This is a genomic window from Rhodococcus sp. 1168 (genome assembly GCF_002091955.1).
GTDB lineage: Bacteria > Actinomycetota > Actinomycetes > Mycobacteriales > Mycobacteriaceae > Rhodococcoides.
On record NZ_MKKY01000079.1, the window covers coordinates 107,608 to 130,324 of the forward strand.

The window sequence follows — 22,717 nt, forward strand, 5'->3', positions numbered from 1 at the left end:
TCACCGAACACCGCTGAGATTCGCGGCCGACAACTGATAAGCACGCAGACCTACGTACAGCTCCGAGCACTGAATCGGGTCGAGAAAGTCCCGACCGGTCAGCTCGCCGATCCTCCGCAAGCGATACAGCACGGTGTTGCGGTGATAATGCAACCGCGACGCGGCCTCGCTGGTCGACCCTTTGGAGCCGAACCACGCATCCAGGGTCATCAGCAGGCTGTCCCGCTCCTCTTCGGGAAGGTCGAGCAGGCGGCCGAGGATCTGCTGGGTAGCCGCCTGCGCACTGTCCGGATGCCGAGCGAGCAACAATGGCACCGGAACCTTGCCGAAGCGGGTCAGCGCACAGCCGCCCACGCGCGCACAGGTCCGCGCCAACCTCGCCTGCTCGACGGCCGTCGGCATTCCAGCCGGTGACGAGAATCCGGCACTGACCCCGATGGCCGCATCGGTGACGCCGTTGTCGATGCAGCGCAGAACCTCTTCCAGGAGAGCATCCGACGTCGCGAACAGCAGGCCGAGGGTGCCGTCGACTTCGGAGTCCCACACCGCACCGATGCCCCGCGTCGACAGTTCGACATCACGTGAGTCCGCGGAGACGACGACGAACGATCCACGATCGGGAATTCGGAAGGTCCGCACCGCGTCGGCCACGGCAGCCGGGTTCGAGACATGATCGCCGAACAGTGCCCGCACCAGCCGCCGTCGAGATTCCGCATCCTGTTCGGACAGTGTGTCCACCGTCGAGCGGTACGCCTCCGCGGCGGCGTCGGAACAGACGTCGACGAGCGCCCAGACCTGCGCCGCCATCTCGAGCAGGGCACGCGATGGTTCTCCGTCGGACCGATTCATCAACTCTTCCCAGATGAGTCGACCGCCCAGCCGAAACGCGTGCAGCAACGCGGCGAGCGGGACACCCTGCTCGGCCTTCAACCGACCCGTCGCGTGCGCCGAAGACAGATCCGGTACGCCGTGACCGGCGAGGCAACCGATCATCGCGCGCAGATTTTCCTGGCAAGCACTGCGCAATTCGTCCTCGGTCAGCAGCGAGGCCTCGAGGTAACCGTGCTCGGCGTCGAGTATGCGGCGGACCAACGTCTCGGCCAGCATCTCAGTCGAGTCGAGCAGTTGCGCAGCGAGGTCCGTCGACGCGAGCACAGTGGTCGGGGTGCCGGTTGCCATGACCGAAGCGTAGCGCCGCACATCTACGCCACGTCAACCTTCGGTTGTGCGGTGGCACAACAATGTGACCGACTTGGAGAGCGCGGGCCTATAGCGCTCACGACCAAATGAGACGACAATCACATCAACAGTGGACGTACGCGCACCCCGAGTAAAGAGAAGAGCCACCCCCTTGACCGATCGAATCGAACCCGACCTGCACATCGCGCTCACCCCCGAAGATGAGACGCACCGCCTGGTCGACGCCGCACTCGAGGAGTTGAGTGCAGGTGAGAAGAAATGGGCGACGCTGACACTGACCGCACGTCGGGAACTGCTCGAGCAAGTGCGCGACCTGACCGTCGCGCACGGCGCCGAGTGGGTCGACGCCGCGTGCTCGATCAAGGGCCTCGACCCGTCGTCGTCACTCGTCGGTGAGGAATGGATCTCCGGGCCCTACGCATTCGTCAGCGGCGCGGCCACCCTCGCACACACTCTGGCAGCCCTCGAATCCGGCACCAGCCCGCTCGCCCAGGCGCACTTCGGGTCCGCGCCCGGCGGACGCACCACGGTCCAGGTACTGCCCCTGAGCATCTTCGACTCGCTACTGCTCAACGGATTCAGCGCCGACGTGTGGCTGAAGCCTGGAATCGACGCCGAGACCGCCAAACGCACCGCAGGCCTGGCCCAACGCGATCCGGCACACACCAACGGCATCGGCGTCGTACTCGGCGCAGGCAACATCATGTCCATCGCGCCGCTGGACACCCTGTACGAACTCTTCGCCCACAATCGCGTCGTCGCGCTCAAGCTCAACCCGATCACCGACCAGTTGTTGCCGGTGCTGAGAAAAGTCCTTCGGCCGCTGATCGACGTCGGTGTCGTCCGCTTGCTCACCGGCGGAGCCGAAACCGGCACCTATCTGGTCAACCACGACCTGGTCGATCACGTACACATGACCGGTAGCTCGATCACCCACGACGCCATCGTCTTCGGGACCGGACAGACCGGAGCCGAACGCAAAGCCGCCAACGACCCGATACTGACCAAGCCGATGACGAGCGAGCTCGGTGGTGTCTCACCGACCATCGTGCTCCCCGGCGAGTGGAGCACCGCCGACATCGAATTTCAGGCCGAACACGTTGCCACACAACGCCTGCACAACGGTGGCTACAACTGCATCGCATCACAGGTGGTCGTACTGTCCTCCAACTGGAGCCAGCGCGACCAGTTCCTCGCTGCACTTCGCAAAGCACTCGATTCGGCACCGGCCCGTCGCGCGTACTATCCCGGCAGCGACACTCGCGTAGCCGGCGCCCTGGAAAATTATCCGAAGGCCTCGAAGCTCAGTGGCGGACGCGTCCTGATCGACGACATCGACCCAGGCAAAGAAGCCTCACTGTTGGAGACCGAGTACTTCGCACCCGTTCTCGGCGTCATCGAACTCCCCTACGACGGAGATCAATTCGCTGCCAAAGCAGTGACCACCGTCAACGAGGATTTCATCGGCACCCTGGGGGTCAACATCATCGCCCACCCCAAGACGATCGACCGCCTGGGCGCGAAGTTCGACTCGATGCTCGCCGAACTGAACTACGGCACGATCGCAGTGAACGCTTGGACCGGAGTCGGATTCCTCACCGCCGCCGCGTCATGGGGCGCATTCCCGGGCCACACGATCGACGACGTCCAGAGTGGAATCGGCATCGTCCACAACGCACTGCTGATCGACGGTGCCGAACGCACCGTAGTGCGCGGACCTTTCCGTCCATCTCCTCGCTCGCTGATCAACCGCGAATGGTCGATCTCCCCCAAGCCGCCATGGTTCGTCAACAACCGAACGGCCGCAACCACCGGCCGACTGTTGACCGGATTCGCCGGAAAGCCCTCCTGGGCAAAGCTTCCTGCCATCTTCGCCTCCGCCCTGCGCGGCTAGAGAAAAAGGTACATTCTTTTATGTCACAACCAGCCATCGCCGACTACGTGGTAGTCGGCGCCGGATCCTCTGGGGCGGTACTCGCCAATCGGCTCAGCGCCGACCCGCGCCACACCGTGGTGGTGCTCGAAGCGGGCCCAGAAGACAAGAACAAATTCGCTCACATCCCCGCGGCGTTCTCCAAACTGTTCCGCAGTGACGTGGATTGGAACTACGACACCGAACCGCAGCCAGAACTGCGGAACCGCAGCATCTACTGGCCCCGCGGCAAGATGATCGGCGGATCCTCGTCGATGAACGCGATGATGTGGGTCCGCGGGTTCGCCGCCGACTACGACGAGTGGGCATCACTGTCGGACTCCTCATGGTCGTTCGAGAACGTCGTACCCTACTTTCGTAAGATCGAAAGCATCGAAGCAACAAAGGAACTCGACGCGGGCACCGGCGGACCGTTGATCGTGTCGAACCAGCGCAATCCACGTGCGTTGACCGCTTCCTTCCTCGACGCCGTCCAGGAAGCCGGATACCCGGTCGAAACCGCCAATCGTGCCGAGCCCAAGGGCTTCTCACAAACCATGGTCAACCAGAAACGCGGTGCCCGCTGGAGCACAGCCGACGCGTACCTCGCACCGATTCGCAAGCGGGCGAACCTGACTATCCTCACCGAAGCTCACGCAACGCGCGTCGTCTTCGAAGGGTCCGCCGCCGCCGGCGTCGAATACATCAAGGACGGGATCACCCACACCGTCCGTGCCGCCAGGGAAGTGATTCTCGCCGGGGGCGCAATCAACACGCCACAGTTGCTGATGCTCTCGGGCATCGGAGACAAAGCGCAACTGCCCGCACACGGCATTGCCGTGCAGCACCACTCCCCGGAGGTCGGTAAGAACCTGACCGATCACCTGTGTGCGCTCATCGGCTGGAAGACCGAATCCGACTCACTGTTCCACGCCGAAAAGATCCCGCAGCTCGTGAACTACCTGGCTCGCCGACGCGGCATGCTCACCTCGAACGTCGCCGAAGCCTACGGATTCATCAAGAGTCGAGTCGAAGTACCGTTCCCCGACGTCGAGCTCATCTACGCCCCTGCCCCATTCTTCGACGAGGGACTCATCGCGCCGGACACCCACGCCGCCGTCATCGGGGCAGTGCTGCTCAAACCGGTGAGCCGCGGCGAGATCGGTCTTCGTTCCGCCGACCCACAGGCCAAAGCCGTCATCGAACCTCGTTACCTCAGCGATCCCGACGGCGCCGATCGGCGCGCGATGATCGAGGGATTGCGGGCATGCACGACTATCGCCTCGCAACCCTCCCTCGAGAAATTGCTCGGCAACGTCGTCCGCCCACGCGTGAAAGCCGGCATCTCGACCGAGGACCTCCTGACCGAAGCCCTCGAGCAGAATGCTCACACCCTCTACCACCCGGTGAGCACCTGCCGGATGGGCAAGGACAGCTCGAGCGTCGTCACCCCGGATCTCCGTGTCCGTGGCGTCGACAATCTACGGGTCGCGGACGCGTCGATCATGCCGACCATCATCCGCGGCCACACGCACGCGCCGAGCGTACTGATCGGCGAAAGGGCCGCGGACCTGGTGCTGCGCTGAGGGGACGGGTCACATGCCCGTCGCCACCGGACGAACCGGGTCGTTGGACCATTGTGACCACGACCCCGGATAGAGGGCTGCATCTATTCCGGCGATGGCCAGCGCGGCCACCTGATGGGCCGCCGTGATACCGGAGCCGCAGTACACCCCGACCTTCGGCTTCACCGCGCCGAACCGTTCGCGGAGCGCTTCCGCCGTCAGGAATCGCCCGTCCGCGTCGAGGTTGGCGCTGGTGGGAGCGCTGAGGGCACCGGGGATGTGGCCGGCGCGCGGATCCACCGGCTCGGACTCACCCGAGTACCGTTCGGCGGCCCGCGCGTCGAGCAGCGTTCCGGACTCGGCGAGTGCAGCGGCTTCCTCGGTCGTGAGCGTCGGCAGATGACCCGCGCTGAGCTGGACATTTCCGAGCACCGACGCGACTTCCTCGCCAGTGGAGGTGCCGTTACCTACGGCGATCCAGGCTGCCAGACCGCCGTCGAGCAGGGTTACCTCGTCGAAGCCTGCCCACTTCAGCAGCCACCACGCTCGCGCCGCGGCGAGGTTGCCGGTGTTGTCGTAGACCACGACCGGCACACCTTCGGTGACTCCCCAGCGTCGCGTGGCCGCCTGGAGCCTCTCGATGGAGGGCAGCGGGTGCCTGCCCAGCTCGGGAGCGCCGGGTTCGGCGAGTTCGTTTTCGAGGTCGACGAACACCGCGCCAGGGATATGCGCGTCGCGATAGTGCAGGCGACCGTCCAAATCCCCCAGAGACCAGCGAACATCGAGCACTACGGGCGGAACGAGGCTACGCAGTGCGGACTTCAGGTCGGTGACGTCACGAGTCGTTCGGTTCTCCTGTTGCATGGGTGAATTTTGCTCCATTATTGCTTCGAATCGACGGAAACCCGCCCAGCCAGCGCGATAGTGGAGCAAAATTCACGGCACTAACCGGGCGTTAGGTAACGGTCCGGCAACGGTGACGTATCGAACTCGACTCGGGGTTACTACGAATGTTCGGATCGGACATTCTGCCCAAATTCCCGTGTTTTTCCGTGAGAACATTTGTCCACCAAGGTGATTTGCCGTGCTGTTCGGTCCGGGTCGAACGCCCGTATACGAGATTTTCAGCAGTTCGGCATGTGGGACAAAGCCCCGGACTAAGATTGGACCCATCCGGAACGGGCCCTGCGGCGAATTACCTACAACGCTCAACACTTGAGCCAACGAAAGGTAGATCCTCACATGATCTCGATCCGTAAAGTTATGGCCGCCACTGCAATCGGCGCAATGACCCTCGTACCTCTCGCCGCATGCTCGAGTGACGACTCATCGAGCACCGACTCCAGCACCACCTCGGCCGCCGCTGCTTCCGCCGATACCACCGAGGCAATGCCTGCACCAGCTGCCGAGGTCGATGACCTCAGCAAGGGTGTCAGCACCGCTGTCGCACTCGATGCCGGCTTCACCGGCGCCCTGACGACCCTCGGCCTCACCCCCGGAGTTGTCGGAACCGCTACTCTGGCAGACGGATCCATCGTCTTCCCGATCACCGGCGGAGACGTCAAGTACTGGGAGCCGGGCACGGTCGACCCCTACGTTCAGGGCGAGATCATGCACGACGGAAGCGGCTTGTCGCTGACCGCAGGCGAGACCGTTGTCGAGCTGACCGACTTCGACATCGATCCGGGCACCTCGCTTCTCACCGGAACTGTCACTGTCAACGGTGACGTTGCTGCCGAAGATGCAGTCCTCTTCGACCTCGACGGCCGCACATTGCAGCCGCTGGCAACCGGCCCGAACGACACCGCGGTCCTGACCGGAACCCAGGTCAAGATCTCCGAGACCGCCGCCGGCCTGCTGAACGACACGTTCAAGACCGACGCTGTCACCCCCGGACTGCTCGTGGGCGTTGCAACCATCACCATCGCAACCGCGTAAATGACCAACGAAACCGTCCGCGCGAAGTCCCCACACATGGCGGCCCCGCGCGGACGGTTTCGTAGTCCGCTCCGAGGCCCCTGGCTCACCTCGATCTTCGGCGCCGTACTGCTCGCCGGCCTTCCCGTCGTCATTTTCACCGGGCTTGCCTCCTACATGGCGTACGGCCCACAATTCGGCCAAGCCCTTCCGACAGATGTCGGCTGGCTGCGGCTCCCCTACTTCGACTGGCCCACCAATCCATCGTGGTTGTACCGCCTCACCCAAGGTCTGCACGTCGGCCTCGGATTGATCCTGGTTCCGATCGTGTTGGCGAAACTGTGGTCGGTCATCCCCAAGCTGTTCGTGACGCCTCCGATCCGCTCGGTTTCCGAAGCACTGGAACGGCTTTCCCTGCTCGCGCTCGTCGGCGGGATCCTGTTCGAGATCGTCACCGGAGTGCTCAACATCCAGTACGACTACATCTTCGGCTTCAGCTTCTACACCGCCCACTACTGGGGCGCATGGATCTTCATCGCCGGCTTCGTCTCCCACTCGATCATCAAGATGCCCTTGATGTTTCGCACTCTCCGCTCCCGCTCGCTCATTCAGGTTTTGAAGGACAAGCAGACCGAGCAGGAAGTCGATCCCGACGGATCCGACCTCATCGCCGAGAATCCCACCGATCCCACGATCAGCAGGCGCGGCGCTCTCGCTCTCGTCGGCGGCGGCGCCCTGTTCGTCGCAGCCCTCACCGTGGGGCAGACCACCGGCGGGTTCCTTCGCAACGCCGCGATACTTCTACCTCGCGGTCGGTCCTACGGAGACGGACCCAACGATTTCCAGATCAACCGCACAGCCTCCGCAGCCCGGATCACCGAAGACGCCACTGGTGCGAGCTGGACCCTCGAACTGACCGGAGGTGCGACCGCGTTGACGTTCACCAGAGAGGCCCTCCTACGGATGGAGCAACACACCGCCGATCTACCCATCGCCTGCGTCGAAGGATGGTCGACGGTTCAGAGGTGGACCGGCGTCCGGTTACGCGACCTCGCTTCGGCAGCCGGCGTCGAGGGTCTTCGGTCGGCGCAGGTCACCTCGATCGAGGAGAATGGGCCTTTCCGCCAGGCAACGCTGCAGTCCAACCAGATCCTCGACGCTGATTCGCTGCTTGCATTGCAGGTCAACGGTGTCGACCTCTCCCCAGACCATGGGTTCCCAGCACGGATCATCGTCCCAGCCATGCCGGGGGTGCACAACACCAAATGGGTCAAGGCAATCGAATTCAGGGGCGCGTGATGGCAGCGTTCACCCGCGTCTACGGTGCTCGCCCCCTGCACCTTCTTGCAGTGTGTTTCGCGTTGTCGCTGGTGGGGTACGTGGTCTACGTGGCAGGCATAGCGACGTTCTGGAATCGGGACGTCTGGTGGCAATCGATTGCAGTGTGGTTCGCCGGTGCCATCGTCGTCCACGACCTCCTTCTCTTTCCCCTGTATTCGCTCGCTGACCGCTCGCTCGCTGCTGGACTCGACGCGATGCGCGGACGCGGTCCCGCACTCACCTGGCGCGTATCCCCGCTCAACTACATCCGCATCCCACTTATGGGCACGGCGCTGACCTTCGTCCTGTTCTTTCCCGGAATCATTCAGCAAGGATCCGAAACATTTACTACAGCAACCGGATTGACGCAGGGGCCCTACCTCGGTCGCTGGTTGATACTGACAGCGGTGCTGTTCGGCGTCAGCGCACTGGCGTACGCGATCCGTATCGCACAGACCTCGAGCAGGAGATCGCCGTGAGAGTGACGGCGGACGATCTGTTCAGCAGAGCCTCGTGCGGCCTGCCCTGTTGGATGGGGCACTCGGACGGAACCCGTGAGCCGCTACCGACTGCGCGCTGGATGGGCGGTCCGGCATCGAGCATCGAAGACCGAATCGCCGACGGCCGGATGATCGGCCACTGCAACGGCCCCACACTCGATCTCGGCTGTGGGCCCGGTCGACTCACCGAGGGCCTGGCACGACGCGGCATCTCCGCGCTCGGCGTCGACACCTCGAAGAAGGCCATCGATCTGACTGTCGGGCGCGGTGGAAGGGCGGTACTTCGCGACCTGTTCGAGCCCCTACCCAATGCCGGTGACTGGGCCTGCGTCCTGCTGGCCGACGGCAACATCGGCATCGGCGGCGACCCGGTCCGGTTGCTTCGCCGAGCAGCAGAGCTCATTCGACCCGACGGCGCCGTCATCGCCGAGGTCCACGCGCCCGGTGCCGCCGAAGTACAACGACAGACAGTTCGTTGGGAGACCGACACGATGGTGGGTGACTGGTTCGCGTGGGCGAGCGTCAGCGCCAACGCAACCTATGCCATCGCCCACGCAGCGGGGCTCGCTGTCGTCGATATCGCACCGATCCACGGACGGTTCTTCGCACGGCTGGAGCGTGTTTAACCGCCCGCGCAGCGCATCACCAGTTGGTGAAGAGCAGATGGTTGATTGCAAGGGCCACGAGCACTTGCAATCCCAACCAGAACCGGTGTGTGCGTTGTGGAAGCACAGCGGGCGCCAGGAGCATCCACATGGCGAACGGCAGCCAGATGCGCTCGGTTTCGGCCTTGCTCAGCTGACTCAGGTCTGCCATCACCACCGCCGCAAGCCCGGCAATGACCAGAAGATTGATAGGCTGCACCCGAGAGAAGATGCGCGGAAACGCAGCAGGCACGGCAATCCCGACCGCACAGAACAATGCCGCGAAGTTGGCCCAACCCCAGTACTCGAACGGCCGGTCCGTCGCGATGCCCTGGTAGTAACGCTCCTGCACGAGCTCGTAACCGTCGAACCACCAGAAACCGTAGGCGGTGAAGATCGCTGCCACGACGAGGGCACCAGCGATCGCACCGAGAAGCGACCACACGGCCGGGCGCACCGCGCGCCCGGCGACAAGCACCGCCGCGGCCGGGAGCGCCATCAACGCCAAGCCGTAATTGAGGTAGACGCCGAACCCCAGAAGCACACCCGCGGCAAGCGATACTGGCCGGCGGTTCTCCTGCATCGACAGTGCGAGCAATGCGATTCCCCAGGCCACCACGCCGGCGTAGAACGCGTCGGCAGACACCGCGAGCCAGACAGCTGCGGGAGCAAGCGCCACGAACGGGGCTGCGCGACGCGCCATCGTTTCGTCACCGAGGGCACGAACGGTCACCATGAGCGCCATAGCGGCGCTGGTGCCGACGAGTACGCACAACCATGCCGCCCACGCACCGCCACTGAGCCCGAGTCGATCCAGCCACACGAACGTCAGCAGCGCGCCCGGCGGATGGCCGGACACATGCGTCGTCCACGAGTCTGCCTGGTAATCGAGAATGCGTTCGGAGAAACCCTGCAGCATCGCCGGTATGTCGGTGATGTCGGGAACCTCGTGGAGATACTCGTCGATGGAGGACAACCGCGTCGAGAATCCGCGTCGCCAGCCGTCGACCATGGCGAGCGCCATCGTCCACGCGAGCGACACACCCCAGGTGAGCGGGAGCAGCATCCGCCACGACAGTCTCCGAGCGATCTCCGGCCCCCACAGGACGCCCGCGATCGCGATGAAAATCGCGAACGGAGTGCCCCAGCCGAGGTGAAGCTCACGAAATCCGAAAAGCGGTGCTGCGTCGGCGAAATCACGAACCTGCTGCGGGGTACGGTTGATGATCGGCGTGATCAGCTCGTTGTCCAGATACGGGACCACGAATGCCACTGCGACGAGCGCAACGGCGAGGACAGCCGCGATAGATTCTCTCCAGTACCGGATAGCGTTCACCTAACGTTGCGATCCACGTGGAAATCTCGAACATCGATGGGCTCAGCATACCGAGGACGGAAATGAATCAATGACATCAACGCCGACAACAACTTCGCACCGAGCCGACATCGCGGTCATCGGTGGTAGCGGCTTCTACTCGTTCTTCGGGCAAGACGCACAGTCGGTCACGATCGACACACCGTACGGTTCGACGAGCGGGCCCATCACGATCGACGACGTCGACGGCCGTACCGTCGCATTCCTTCCGCGCCACGGAGCTCGTCACGAGTACTCCCCGCACACGCTGCCCTACCGCGCCAACATGTGGGCCCTGCGCATGCTCGGAGTGCAGCGCATCTTCGCCCCGTGTGCCGTCGGGAGCCTGCTCCCCGAATACGGGCCCGGAACAGTGGTGATTCCCGACCAACTCGTCGATCGCACGAGCGGGCGCCCGCAGACCTACTTCGACAACGGCGGAGTCCACGTCGAATTCGCCGATCCGTACTGCGCCGACCTACGCACCGCGGCGTTGCAGCCCGGCACTGTCGACGGCGGCACGATGGTGATCGTCGAGGGCCCTCGATTCTCTACCCGCGCCGAGAGCCAGTGGTATGCCCGTCAGGGGTGGGCACTGGTGAACATGACCGGACATCCCGAGGCGGTACTGGCCCGCGAACTCGAATTGTGTTACGCCCCGATCGCTCTCGTCACGGACCTCGATGCGGGGGTCGAGGCAGGGCAGGGTGTTCGAGCAGTGGACGTGTTCGCCGAATTTCAGAAGAACATCGAACCACTGAAGGCCTTGGTTCGGTCGGCTATCAGCGCCGCTCTGATGGGCCCATGCGAATCGTGCCGCGTGCACGAGGGCGTCGAACTTCCGATCGAGCTGCCATGACCCGTGTATTGCTCACCGGGGCAGCTGGATTCATCGGCGGACACATCCTCGACGCACTCCGTTCCAGCTACGACGTCGTCGCGATCGACGCATTTCTTCCCTCCGCGCACGGGAGCGATCGACCGATCCTGGGTATCGAGAGGGTCGACGTCCGAGACCACGACTCGCTCGTGGACGTACTGTCCGGAGTCGACGCCGTGTGCCACCAGGCTGCCGTCGTCGGCGCAGGCGTCGACGCCGCGGACGCACCGGCGTACGCAAGCCACAACGATTTCGGCACCGCCGTGCTGCTCTCGGCAATGGCCGAAGCCGGCTGCACACGCTTGGTGCTTGCGTCATCGATGGTCGTCTACGGCGAGGGGCGATACACCAATGCTGCGGGCGAGACGGTGGTGCCCGGTCCGCGCACGCGCGCTGATCTCGACGAAGGCCGCTTCGACAACATCGACCCGAACACCGGCGAAAGCCTGAACTGGGCTCTGGTGAAAGAAGATTCGGCATTGCAGCCGCGAAGCACCTATGCCGCGAGCAAGCTTGCGCAGGAAAACTACGCCCTCGCCTGGTCTCTCGCCACCGGCGGCTCGGTGACCGCGCTTCGCTACCACAACGTCTACGGACCGAACATGCCACGCAACACTCCGTACTCCGGTGTCGCAGCGATGTTCCGCTCCTCCCTCGAGGCCGGACGGCCGCCGCAGGTGTACGAGGACGGATTGCAGGCACGCGACTTCGTGCACGTCTCCGACGTCGCCGCGGCAAACGTACTGTCCATCGCGGCCGCTCTGCCCGGATTCACCGCACTCAATGTGTCCTCGGGTCATCCGATCACCATCGGTGAAGTCGCGACTGCACTGTCCCAGGCCTGCGCCGGGCCGGCACCCGAAGTGACCGGACAGTACCGCTCCGGCGATGTCCGACATGTGGTGGCGAGCCCCGAATTTGCCGTATCCGCAATCGGATTCGAAGCCGCAATCTCACCGGTCGATGGGCTGCGCGAATTCGCAACCGCCCCTCTTCGCGACGCCGAAGGCACCGGTGCCCCGCGTGTTTGAGCCGACCGATGTCACCGTGGTGATCCCCTGCATGAACGAGGAAGGCTCACTCCCCAGCGTCCTCGCCGACATGCCCGCCGGCTACCGCGTCATCGTCGTCGACAACAATTCTGTGGACGACACTGTCAAGGTTGCCCGGGCGCACGGCGCCGCCGTCGTGCAGGAGTCCGTGCCCGGTTACGGATCGGCCGTACACGCCGGAGTTCTCGCCGCGACAACCGAAGTCGTGTGCGTTCTCGACGGCGACGGCTCGATGGATCCACGTGAGCTACCCCTACTGGTCACCGCTCTCGAAGAAGCGGATCTCGCCGTAGGTCGACGCAAGACCGTCCGCGGGAACTCACCGATCCATGCCCGAATCGGCAATGCCGTCCTGGCCCTTCGGCTTCGAACAAAATACAACCTGCCCGTCCATGATCTCGGCGCCATCCGCGCAGTACGACGCCGAGCACTTCTCGACCTCGATGTGACCGACCGCCGGTCCGGTTACCCACTGCAACTACTCGTCCTCGCCTCGAAAGCCGGCTGGGCAGTCGTCGAACACGACGTCTCCTACAGTCCACGGACAGCAGGGACCTCGAAGGTGTCCGGCTCGGTCAAGGGAACCGTCGTCGCAATGCGGGACTTCTGGAAGGTGCTCTCGTGAAAGTTACCGCCCTCATCGTCGCCAAAGCTCCCGTACCAGGACTCGCGAAAACCCGGCTCGCGAAAACCCTCGGCGACGACGCGGCCGCCGACATCGCTGCCGCCGCCCTGCTCGACACCCTCGACGCCGTATCCGCCGCCGACTTCGACGAGCGCATCGTCGCCATGACCGGGGACCTCGCCCAAGCGAGCCGACACGAAAACATAACTGCGGCACTCGCGTCGTACATCGTGATTCCGCAGCGAGGCGACGGCTTCGCCGAGCGACTGCGTTACGCGCACGAGGACGCTGCAGCGTCGGGCAATCCCGTCTTCCAGATCGGGATGGACACCCCCCAGGTAACAGTCACCCTGCTGAACGAGGCCGCAACGCGGCTCACCGAGCCGGGGCGAACGGTGCTCGGCATGGCCGAGGACGGCGGCTGGTGGGGGTTGGGCATCGCAGACCCCGCGCTCGCCCGCGGGCTACTCGAAGTGACCATGTCCAGTCCCACCACGGGCGCCGACACTCGCAGGGCGCTCGAAGCACTCGGCGCGGACATCGTGGCACTGCCGATTCTGCGTGACGTCGACCACGCCTCGGACCTCGATATCGTCGCAGCTCAGTGCCTGGGCAGCAGCAGCTTCCGAGGGACGGTCGAGCAGGTCGTTCGGCACCAGCAGAGGTAGCCACTGTCGGTCCGTAACCAATCCGTGACCATTGTCGATCGCATTGCAACAATCGAAAAGCTTGGTTTCTACGCGCATTCTCAGATATCGGTGCTAGAAAGACCATGTGCTTGGAATATTCATCGGTATAGCCGTCTGGTTGGTGGTGGCTCTCGCGGTCGCCATCGTGCTGGGCCGCGTCGCGCGTCGTGCCGATTCCGAGGAACTTGGATCGACTCTGGACTGGGATACCGCAGACATCGACGACACCGTCCCGCACGACTGACTTGCACCTCAGCAAAAACGGACTTATCGATTTTTTCTCAGCGCTGACCAAACCATTTGCTTTGCTCTGCCTAAAGAATATAAAAGTCGGCACGACAGGTGAAACCTCGGGTTATGCTTCCCGCGGGCTGTGATGAACTCGAATGACAGCCGGGGGGCTAGTGCCCGTTTCACGTCGGTCGCTGTTGCTGCTGTGGTCACAATTCTCGTGATTGCCGGTCCTGCACGGCCAATCCGATTATCGTAAATACGATTCCAGGACTGAACGGTGTCTTCGGCCTCCCGCAGCTCACCGGACGGACCGTGGCCCTCGCGCAGGCCACGGGATGTCCAGTCCGAACTAAACCCAGAACGTCAACATGCTGGGCACCGACCTCGGAATCATGTGGGACAACGGCAACGGCGAGATCCTGACCGCCTTCGGCGATACGGCAGGCCTCGGATTTCCGAATCTTTTGCAGGACGGGGCAACCCCGGCTACGTCTCACGCGTACTCGAAAAAGACATCCTGGACCTCGCCGCGTACGAATATTGAACCGGCGCCGAATGGAAGATGGGCGACCCCGCGCTCGCGGTCCCCATCGTCGACGACGTCGGCGGGCTGTCCGTCGCGTACAACCAATACCTCGGTCAATACCTGATGCTCACCACGGACGCTTCCGATTCGATCGTCATGCGACGCCCCCCGCCCGCCGGCCCGTGGAGTCCGCCCGAGGTACTCGTGCACACCAACCAGCTTCGCAGTGCATATGCCCCCTACATGCACCCTTGGTCCGCGGGTCCTGACCTGCACTTCCTCGACACGGTGCACCAGAACTACAACGTCCTGCTCCTGCGCACCACGTTGTGACGCGTCGGCGACATATGGTCGTCGGAATGGATGCAACAGCGTGGGACAACAAATATGCGGCCGCCGACCTGGTCTACGGATCGCCTCCCAACCAGGCGCTGGTCGAATACGCCACCGCGCTTCCGCGCGGGCGGGCGTTGGACCTGGCGGCCGGTGAGGGCAGGAACGCCCTGTGGCTGGCCACCCGCGGATGGGAGGTCACCGCCGTCGACTTCTCGGCCGTCGGGCTCGAGAAGGGGCGGCGGATCGCCGCGAAATCGCCCAAGTCGGTACGAGACCGACTCACCTGGGTCCATGCCGATGTGACGAAGCTCTCAACAGAGCCCGGTTATGACTTGGTCCTCGTTCTCTATCTTCACCTGCCCCCAGAACAACGCCGACGGGTGATTCGGAGCGCAATCGACGCTCTGAAACCTGACGGAATCCTCATGATTCTCGGTCACCACTCGCTCAACCTCACCGACGGGGTCGGCGGGCCACAGGATTCCGAAATACTCTATTCCCCTGAGGATTTGGCTTCCGATGTCGACGGATCGGGCGTGGTAATCCGGGCCGAGAAGCGTCTGCGGGACACCGATCAAGGCACGGCAATCGACGCTTTACTACTCGCGAGTAGGTCCCCTCTTGGCAGCGGGAATGAACGGGGGTAATATCCAGTTATGTTACCGACGAGTAGCTAACTTGGGCGGTACTCACGAGACCGCACCACCGAGCATGGAGAGTACGAGCATGGGCCATTACAAGAGCAACCTGCGGGACCTCGAGTTCAACCTCTTCGAGCTGTTCGGGCTCGACGAGTCTCTCGCAGGTGACAACTTCGGCGACCTCGACGGGGAGGCAGCCCGCGACATGCTTCGCGAGGTAGTCCGCCTGGCAGAAGGACCGGTAGCCGAGTCCTTCGCCGAATCCGACCGAAACCCGCCTGTGTTCGACCCCGACACTCACACCGTCAAGCTGCCGGAGGCTTTCAAGAAGTCGTTCAAGGCGCTGTACGACGGCGAGTGGTGGCGTGTCGGTCTCGACGAAGAAGTCGGCGGCATCCCCGCGCCTCGCACTCTCGGCTGGGCACTCAACGAGTTGCTGCTCGGCGCCAACCCTGCCGCGTTCATGTACTCCGCGGGACCAGGATTCGCCAACGTGCTCTACAACAACGGCACCGATGAGCAGAAGGAATGGGCGAAGGTCATCGTCGAGCGCAAGTGGGGCGCAACGATGGTGCTCACCGAGCCCGACGCCGGATCCGACGTCGGCGCAGGCCGCACCAAGGCCATCAAGCAGGACGACGGCTCCTGGCACATCGAAGGCGTCAAGCGGTTCATCACCTCGGCCGTGTCCGACGATCTCTTCGAGAACACCATGCACCTGGTTCTCGCTCGCCCGGAAGGTGCCGGACCCGGTACCAAGGGCTTGAGCCTGTTCTACGTACCGAACACCCACTTCGACTTCGAGACCGGCGAACTCGGCGAGCGCAACGGCGTATTCGTCACCGGCGTCGAGCACAAGATGGGCCTCAAGGTCTCCACCACCTGCGAGCTCACCTTCGGTGGCCACGACATCCCGGCCAAGGGCTGGCTCGTCGGCGAGGTCCACAAGGGCATCGCGCAGATGTTCGACGTCATCGAGCACGCTCGAATGATGGTCGGCACCAAGGCGATCGCCACCCTCTCCACCGGATACCTCAACGCGCTGGACTACGCCAAGGAGCGTGTCCAGGGCGCCGATCTGACGCAGATGACGAACAAGGCAGCACCCCGCGTCACCATCACGCACCACCCCGATGTTCGTCGCAGCCTGATCACCCAGAAGGCATACGCCGAGGGCCTGCGCGCGGTATACCTCTTCACCGCGGCACACCAGGACCCGATCACCGCCAAGCAGGTATCCGACGCAGACGACGACATCGCCTACCGCGTCAACGATCTGCTTCTCCCGATCGTCAAGGGCGTCGGATCCGAAATCGCCTACAGTCAGCTGGCGGAAAGCCTCCAGACGCTCGGCGGATCCGGGTTCCTGCAGGACTACCCGATCGAGCAGTACATCCGCGACTCGAAGATCGACTCGCTGTACGAGGGCACGACGGCCATCCAGGCGCAGGACTTCTTCTTCCGCAAGATCGCCCGTGACCGTGGCGTCGCGCTGGCTCACATCGCCGGCCAGATCAAGTCGTTCATCGACAGCGAAGCAGGCAACGGTCGACTCAAGGCCGAGCGCGCGCTTCTCGCCACCGCACTCGAAGATGTGCAGGCCATCGTCACCACGATGACCCAGCAGCTCATGGGAGCTCAGGAGCAGCCGACCGAGCTGTACAAGGTCGGCCTCGCATCAGTCCGCTTCCTCATGGGCTTCGGCGACCTGCTCATCGGCTGGCTGCTGCTGCGTCAGTCCGAAATTGCCATCACGGCACTCGACAACGGTGCAGAGGGCAAGGAAAAGTCGTTCTACGAGGGCAAGGTCGCAGTCGCGTCCTTCTTCGCCAAGAACATCCTGCCCCAGCTGACCGCCACCCGCGGCATCCTCGCCAACACAGACCTCGACGTCATGGAGCTCGACGAAGCGGCATTCTGATTCACCCCCGTACACAAACGGCCGCATCCCCATCCTTCGGGGTGCGGCCGTTGTTTTTGCGCTCGCTACCCTTCTTCGGCGGCAAGGCGGCGGAACTTACTGCTGTGGAACACGATCGGTGCTACATCTCTGATCTCCAGTTCGTTGATCCGCATCAGCACGATCGCATGATCGCCTGCGGGTACTTGTTCGGTGACGGTGGCGTCGAGCCACATACTCGCTCCGCCGATGAATACGGCGCCGTCCTCGGTCGTCGTCACGTCCAGACCCTCGAACCGGTTACCTGTCTTGGCGGCCAATGTCCGCGCAGCGCCGTCGTGCGCTTCGCCCAACACACTGATGCCGATGCGCTTCGAGACAGTGAATCTAGGCCACGTCGTCGACGTGTTCTGCACGCAGAACGCCACGAGCGGCGGGTCCATCGACACAGCGACGAAGCTGCTCGCAGCCATGCCGACGGGAGCACCGTCGATTTCGGCGCACAGTGCGACGACACCGCTGGGGAACTGACCGAAAGCGGCGCGAAGGACACCGTTGTCGAGTTCGGTGTTGGCGAGAGGCATGAGATATCCGTTCTGGTCTGAGCAGCGTGATCAGGTGGTGACATCTGACCTTACGTTCGGTCATCCTGCCAGCACACCTCGTAGTCCACGCTACGAGTTTCGGTAGACGAGAGTCCTGCGCCCGGATTTTCGGGAATGAAATATGCCGCGACAGTGTCGTACTGTCGAGTAACTAGTTAGCAGTACTCACGGAGGTTGTTGTTGTGTCGAGAATCGATAGCTACGTAGCGCTCGGGGACTCGTTCACCGAGGGCGTCGGCGACGCCGATCCCACCAGCGCAAACGGAGTCAAGGGCTGGGCCGACCGCGTCGCCGAACAGCTCGGCGCCACGAACCCGGAATTTCGCTACGCCAATCTCGCGGTGCGCGGAAGATTGGTCGACCAGGTGATCGGAGACCAAGTCGGCATCGCCGTCGACGCCGAACCCGACCTCATCACCATCTACGCCGGCGGAAACGACCTGATGCGGCCCAAGGTGGACATCGACGCCATCGTCTCCAGATACGACTCGGCACTGGCAGATCTGGTCGCCACCGGCGCGCGGGTCGTCGCCTTCACCGGATACGACGCGGGCTGGGCACCACTGTTCCGCTCACTGCGTGGACGCACTGCGATCTACAACGAACTTCTGCGGGAAGTAGCCGACCGTCGGGGAGTCGAACTCGTCGACTTCTGGCGTCTCGACGGCTACGACGACACCCGGATGTGGGACTCGGATCGTCTGCACATGTCCACGCGTGGACACATGCGGATGGCATCCGAGGTTCTCGATCACCTCGGTGTCTCGCATTCGATCGAACTCGAACCATTGGAGCCACGCGCACCCATCGCGCCTGCGGCCAAGCGGCGTGAGAATGCCGAATGGGTGAAGTCCTTCGCGGCGCCGTGGGTGTCACGACGCCTCCGCGGCGCATCCTCCGGTGACGACGTTGCGCCGAAGCACACGACGCTTCGGTCTCAGCTGCACTAGCGCGGAAAGCGACTAGTTCTCGCTGCTCTCCGGCTGCTCCGCCGGCTCGGCTGCCGGAGGATCGGCAGGAGCGAACGGTGTCGGCTCGGCAGCCGGTGTAGCCGCTGGAGAAGCCGCAGGCTCGGCTGCCGGAGGTGCGGGCGCCGGAGGTGGAGCGTCGGCAGGTTTCGGATCAGGTTCGCGTGACTGGCATTTCACGATCGGAATCGGATCGTACTTCACCGTGCGAGTCTCTCGTGATATCTCTTTGCCCGACGCGATATCGGTGATCACTCTGGTATTGCTCGCCGTGAATCCCGGTCCACCACTGGACGGAACGCACTGATCACCGGCAGGGAGCGTGACCGTATTGGGAGAGGTCGGGTTGGTCCGCGGCCCGGTACTCGACTGGACCTCCACCGTCTTCGTTCCCCAAAGCCGAACCGTCACATCAGAACCCGTACCGAACGACTCGATGACGATGCCAGTCTTGGCAGGGTTGGTGAACTTCAGGTCGATAGCACCCTCGAATACCGTCGCCTCGCGGGCCTCGGGATATCTACTGATGTAATAACTGTGCTCGGTGTGCCCGGCGTCTTCCATTCCGCCGAAGTACGCCGCGTTGTACAACGTCGTCGCGAACTGACTGATGCCGCCGCCGACTGCCCGGTCCGGTCTCCCGTTGTCGATGATCCCCGACTCGACGAAGCCCTGTGCCGTCCCGCGTGGTCCAGTGTATCCGTTGAGCGAGAACGTAGCTCCTGGCTTCACCAACGCACCGTTGACGATATCGGCGGTGAGTCTGATATTGACTCCGGACGCGTACTCGAATCCGCCGGTGGTGTACTCGGCGACAACTTCCTTGATGCCGAGCGCCTGCGCGCCCTCGGTTGTCAGTGCCGGTGGCGCGGGCGCGTACACCGCCTCGGTGGTTCGGGCATCCGGGGAGGCCAACAAGGTCGGCAACTGCTCGAGCGTCACCGGCCACTGCACCAACTCGCCGACGACACCAGGCACGATGGTCGGCGCACCTGATCCCAAAACGAACGACGCATCCTTCGGGACCGTCTCGGTAGCGACCAACTGCGGCGCGAGAATTCGGATCGCTGCGTCGTTGTCGTACCGCGCCGCGAGTGACCCATCCTCTCCCGGCTCGAAGGACACGACCTGGCCGACGACCTCAGGGGCCAGCACTGCGGCTGCAGAGTTCTTGCCGGTGAACACCACCGGCGCGGACACCGCAGGCACGGCGATCTGGGTGAGCACCCGATCGACCTCGTCCTGGTGCACCGTCACATCAGCGGTCTCCACGGGTACCTCGACATCCCCGAAAGCCCAACGCTTCTGCATTGACTCGCGCGCGCCGGCAACGTCGAGCGCCAGGCCGGGAGCGGGCACCACACCTACTGCGGTCGCACCCTCGAAGACGATGTCGCCTTCCACCGGCGCGCGGTCGGTCTGCGCACGAATCGACTCCACGGTCGCATCGAGCGCAGCGGCATCGACCGTCGACTCCACGCCGATCTCGCGATGACCGAAGAACGAACCGATCCGAGTGAACGGATTGATCGGCTGCGACCCCGCGCGATCGAGCGTCGCGTTCCAATCCACACCGAGCCCTGCTGCGGCCGGTACGAACTCGAGGTTCAGCTCTCCTGCCTCGACAGCAACGGGCTGCTCGACGCGTGCGCCGAGCTCCGAACGAAGCTTCGCCTCGGCGTCGTCGTGCGAAAGGCTTCCGACGTCCACTCCGGCAACAGTGACTCCACGCGGAACTGCGCCGCTGGAAGACAACCAGTCCGCGGTGTAGAACACGGCCGAGATCGCTACAGCAGCGCCCGCCAAGACTGCGACCTTCACCCACGGAGGCTTCTGATCCGAGCCGACCGTTCCAGCGCCTGCTGGGTCGGGCGTTGCCGAACTTGCGGCGGGAGAGGTGACAGGCGGTTCGGGCGGCCTCGTAGCGACAACTGGCTCCACAGGACTCGGAGGAACCGCTGAATACGCTTCCGTCGCCGGCTCGTTCTCGTCCTTCGACGGTTGACTCGACTCGTCCTGCACGGGAGGTGAAGAGCTCTCGGGAGGTACAACCGTCATAGCCTCGGTGACCGCGTCGTACGGCAGTACCTCTTCGGGCTGCGTGTCCTCTACTGGGCCTTCAGGGACCGGGCCTTCAGGGACCGGAGGCTCCTGACGCTCGTGCGGTTCTGTGCCGTCTCCACCGATGCTCACGTTCAAGCCCTCCCACAACCCCCACCGATTTCGATCGACTGTCGTGCCCGAGCTTACGCATCCGCTGTCGACGCGGAGTTGTCGAGCCACCTCGATCGAGACGTAGGAGGCTCCGCACCGCTGCCGGGTCGGGGGTCGGGCAGCAGTACGGAGCCACTACGAGTATCGGCAATCTTTGTGAAGCGTTACAACCGAGCTTCGAAAATCTCTGGTGTTCATTCAATTGAATGAACACAGGGCCCTCACCTGTGTCCGAAGTCCACTGCCCGCGCCCAGTGGCCGGTCTTCACCAGGGCCAACGTCAACAGCAGCCGGTTCTGGGGATCGGAGAGAACACGACCGGTCAGCTCCTCGATCTGCCTGATTCGGTAGATCACGGTGTTTCGATGGCAGAAGAGCACCTTCGCGGCGTTGGTCGGGGACCCATCACTGGCTAGAACATGAGCGAGGGTGCCGAGCAGCGTGTCACGCTGCGGCTCCGGGTGTGTCCACAACGACCCGAGTGCGTGACGCACGAGCAGCTCCGAGCATTGGTCGTCGGCCGCCAAGATCACGCGTGGGAGCCGATCGGTAGCCAGCGCGACCCCCGCCTCCCCGTCGGCGACGGTCCCGGCAGTCAATGCTGCGAGTCGATACGCAGCTGCGAACGACGACAGCCCGTCGGGCGAGTGCGCGACCCCCACCCTTCCCGCCGCCCGCGGCACCAACGCCTCGACAACTCCTGCCAGCGATCCGCGCGTCAACGCGACCAACGCGAACTGATGTCCGTCGCGGATGTTCCAGTGCGACACCGCGCCGATTTGGTCGAGCGCGTCCTCCGGCGCCGGCAGCGGCGACTCGCCCTGATCGTCGAGCACTCCGACAACGCACGCGATTGCTTGCGAAGCGGACAGCCCGAGAGTCGCCCTGGCTTCGAGGACGAACGCCGGATCGCCTCCACGACCGCTGCGAAGGCCGTCGAGAATGGCGAGCACATTGGCGATGTCGCGCTGCTGCATTCGCGCGCTTTCGCGTCGATACGCCTGGACGAGTGTTTCGTACTGCCCATCGAGGGCCCGCCAGAGCTGTTGCCCGGCAAGGAGAAGCAACCTTTCGTCGATCACCAATCGGTGCTGTTCCCGCTCGATCATCAACTCTTCCCATAATGTTCTACTGCCGAGCGTGTACGCCTTGAGGACCAGTTCCATCGGTATCCCCTGACGCGCCCGTTCTCGCCCGGTCCGACGCCACACTTCACGGGTCGTGTCCGAGACCTCGCGGGGTCTCGACATCGTGAGCAGACCCTGCCGGACGTGTTCACGGGTGCTGCGTCGAATCTCGGCGGCAATGTCCGGCGCACTGGATGCGAGGTAGGCGGGTTCCTGCTCGATCAATGCCAGCGTGATCGAATCCGCGATCGCATCGGCCCGGCGCAGCAATGTCGACCATGCTTGCTGGATCGTCGCCTGATCCGAGGCACTGAGGTTGCGGCGCGAGGGCTGGCCCGAACTGGTTCTGGCCGGCGGTCCGCTCACAGGCACAGCTTTGCGCACTTCGCCTAGACCTGTGGGCGAATTGACCGGTGCTGGTGTCCTCGAACCCAAACATTTTGTGCGCTGCGTCCATACCGCGCGTTGTGCTGACCGGCCATAGTGAACCCACCACCGATTGTGAGGT

Annotated in this window: 20 protein-coding genes and 1 pseudogene; 15 read left to right on the forward strand and 6 right to left on the reverse strand. The window is 63.7% G+C overall.

The features are described from left to right. On the reverse strand, positions 1–1,179 hold the full coding sequence (locus BJI47_RS18150; RefSeq protein ID WP_088945133.1) for a CdaR family transcriptional regulator: 1,179 nt from the start codon (positions 1,177–1,179) through the stop codon (positions 1–3). Positions 1,180–1,381: 202 nt separating this feature from the next. On the opposite strand from BJI47_RS18150, the gene BJI47_RS18155 reads away from it, so the two are divergent. Beyond that, on the forward strand, positions 1,382–3,094 hold the full coding sequence (locus BJI47_RS18155) for an aldehyde dehydrogenase family protein (protein ID WP_088945134.1): 1,713 nt from the start codon (positions 1,382–1,384) through the stop codon (positions 3,092–3,094). A gap of 20 nt (positions 3,095–3,114) precedes the next feature. Next, the gene (locus BJI47_RS18160; RefSeq protein ID WP_088945049.1) at positions 3,115–4,698 is read left to right on the forward strand and encodes a GMC family oxidoreductase; all 1,584 of its coding nucleotides are present in this window, start codon (positions 3,115–3,117) and stop codon (positions 4,696–4,698) included. A 9-nt stretch (positions 4,699–4,707) separates the two neighbouring features. Here BJI47_RS18160 and BJI47_RS18165 read toward each other — a convergent pair whose 3' ends face one another. Beyond that, positions 4,708–5,541, reverse strand: coding sequence for a sulfurtransferase (locus BJI47_RS18165; protein WP_088945050.1), 834 nt, complete (start codon positions 5,539–5,541; stop codon positions 4,708–4,710). Between the two features lie 378 nt (positions 5,542–5,919). On the opposite strand from BJI47_RS18165, the gene BJI47_RS18170 reads away from it, so the two are divergent. The 4 genes from BJI47_RS18170 to BJI47_RS18185 are packed head-to-tail and all read left to right on the forward strand — an operon-like array spanning position 5,920 to position 9,040. Next, the gene (locus BJI47_RS18170) at positions 5,920–6,615 is read left to right on the forward strand and encodes a hypothetical protein (RefSeq protein ID WP_088945051.1); all 696 of its coding nucleotides are present in this window, start codon (positions 5,920–5,922) and stop codon (positions 6,613–6,615) included. Beyond that, positions 6,616–7,893: a molybdopterin-dependent oxidoreductase gene (locus BJI47_RS18175; RefSeq protein WP_254900678.1), complete on the forward strand. Its 1,278-nt coding sequence runs from the start codon at positions 6,616–6,618 to the stop codon at positions 7,891–7,893. It begins immediately after the preceding gene. Then, positions 7,893–8,393 (forward strand): hypothetical protein, encoded by a 501-nt coding sequence (locus BJI47_RS18180; protein ID WP_088945052.1) that lies wholly within the window; start codon positions 7,893–7,895, stop codon positions 8,391–8,393. The genes BJI47_RS18175 and BJI47_RS18180 overlap by 1 nt, the downstream gene beginning before the upstream one ends. Further along, positions 8,390–9,040, forward strand: coding sequence for a methyltransferase domain-containing protein (locus tag BJI47_RS18185; protein WP_088945053.1), 651 nt, complete (start codon positions 8,390–8,392; stop codon positions 9,038–9,040). Before BJI47_RS18180 ends, BJI47_RS18185 begins: the two co-directional genes overlap by 4 nt. Positions 9,041–9,056: 16 nt before the next feature. Here the strand turns inward: BJI47_RS18185 and BJI47_RS18190 are convergent, their stop codons facing one another. Next, positions 9,057–10,394 (reverse strand): hypothetical protein, encoded by a 1,338-nt coding sequence (locus tag BJI47_RS18190; RefSeq protein WP_088945054.1) that lies wholly within the window; start codon positions 10,392–10,394, stop codon positions 9,057–9,059. Between the two features lie 70 nt (positions 10,395–10,464). Between BJI47_RS18190 and BJI47_RS18195 the strand changes: the two genes are divergently transcribed. The 8 genes and pseudogenes from BJI47_RS18195 (at position 10,465) to BJI47_RS18225 (ending at position 17,316) form a co-directional block, all read left to right on the forward strand. After that, positions 10,465–11,271 carry an S-methyl-5'-thioadenosine phosphorylase gene (locus BJI47_RS18195; protein WP_088945055.1) on the forward strand — a complete coding sequence of 269 codons (807 nt, stop codon included), beginning with the start codon at positions 10,465–10,467 and terminating at the stop codon, positions 11,269–11,271. Continuing rightward, complete coding sequence (locus BJI47_RS18200; RefSeq protein WP_088945056.1) at positions 11,268–12,323, forward strand: NAD(P)-dependent oxidoreductase; 1,056 nt, start codon at positions 11,268–11,270, stop codon at positions 12,321–12,323. The genes BJI47_RS18195 and BJI47_RS18200 overlap by 4 nt, the downstream gene beginning before the upstream one ends. Next, positions 12,316–12,969: a glycosyltransferase family 2 protein gene (locus tag BJI47_RS18205; protein ID WP_254900679.1), complete on the forward strand. Its 654-nt coding sequence runs from the start codon at positions 12,316–12,318 to the stop codon at positions 12,967–12,969. Before BJI47_RS18200 ends, BJI47_RS18205 begins: the two co-directional genes overlap by 8 nt. After that, the gene (locus BJI47_RS18210) at positions 12,966–13,637 is read left to right on the forward strand and encodes a DUF2064 domain-containing protein (protein ID WP_088945058.1); all 672 of its coding nucleotides are present in this window, start codon (positions 12,966–12,968) and stop codon (positions 13,635–13,637) included. The genes BJI47_RS18205 and BJI47_RS18210 overlap by 4 nt, the downstream gene beginning before the upstream one ends. Before the next feature lie 106 nt (positions 13,638–13,743). After that, complete coding sequence (locus BJI47_RS24180; RefSeq protein WP_176224949.1) at positions 13,744–13,902, forward strand: hypothetical protein; 159 nt, start codon at positions 13,744–13,746, stop codon at positions 13,900–13,902. Between the two features lie 132 nt (positions 13,903–14,034). After that, positions 14,035–14,751 (forward strand): annotated as a pseudogene (locus BJI47_RS18215) (DUF4185 domain-containing protein). 26 nt (positions 14,752–14,777) lie between these two features. Beyond that, positions 14,778–15,401, forward strand: coding sequence for a bifunctional 2-polyprenyl-6-hydroxyphenol methylase/3-demethylubiquinol 3-O-methyltransferase UbiG (locus BJI47_RS18220; RefSeq protein WP_088945136.1), 624 nt, complete (start codon positions 14,778–14,780; stop codon positions 15,399–15,401). Positions 15,402–15,480: 79 nt separating this feature from the next. Then, positions 15,481–17,316, forward strand: a complete 1,836-nt coding sequence (locus BJI47_RS18225; RefSeq protein ID WP_088945059.1) for an acyl-CoA dehydrogenase — start codon at positions 15,481–15,483, stop codon at positions 17,314–17,316. Positions 17,317–17,381: 65 nt separating this feature from the next. On the opposite strand, the gene BJI47_RS18230 is transcribed toward BJI47_RS18225, so the two are convergent. After that, complete coding sequence (locus tag BJI47_RS18230; RefSeq protein ID WP_088945060.1) at positions 17,382–17,879, reverse strand: flavin reductase family protein; 498 nt, start codon at positions 17,877–17,879, stop codon at positions 17,382–17,384. A gap of 203 nt (positions 17,880–18,082) precedes the next feature. Here BJI47_RS18230 and BJI47_RS18235 point away from each other — a divergent pair, with 203 nt between their 5' ends. Next, entirely contained in the window at positions 18,083–18,850 is a 768-nt protein-coding gene (locus tag BJI47_RS18235) for an SGNH/GDSL hydrolase family protein (protein WP_088945061.1), read from the forward strand. Between the two features lie 12 nt (positions 18,851–18,862). Here BJI47_RS18235 and BJI47_RS18240 read toward each other — a convergent pair whose 3' ends face one another. Both BJI47_RS18240 and BJI47_RS18245 read right to left on the reverse strand, forming a co-directional pair. After that, positions 18,863–21,061: a VanW family protein gene (locus tag BJI47_RS18240; RefSeq protein ID WP_368655907.1), complete on the reverse strand. Its 2,199-nt coding sequence runs from the start codon at positions 21,059–21,061 to the stop codon at positions 18,863–18,865. A gap of 242 nt (positions 21,062–21,303) precedes the next feature. Next, the gene (locus BJI47_RS18245; RefSeq protein ID WP_254900680.1) at positions 21,304–22,575 is read right to left on the reverse strand and encodes a PucR family transcriptional regulator; all 1,272 of its coding nucleotides are present in this window, start codon (positions 22,573–22,575) and stop codon (positions 21,304–21,306) included. Positions 22,576–22,717 lie beyond the last annotated feature (142 nt).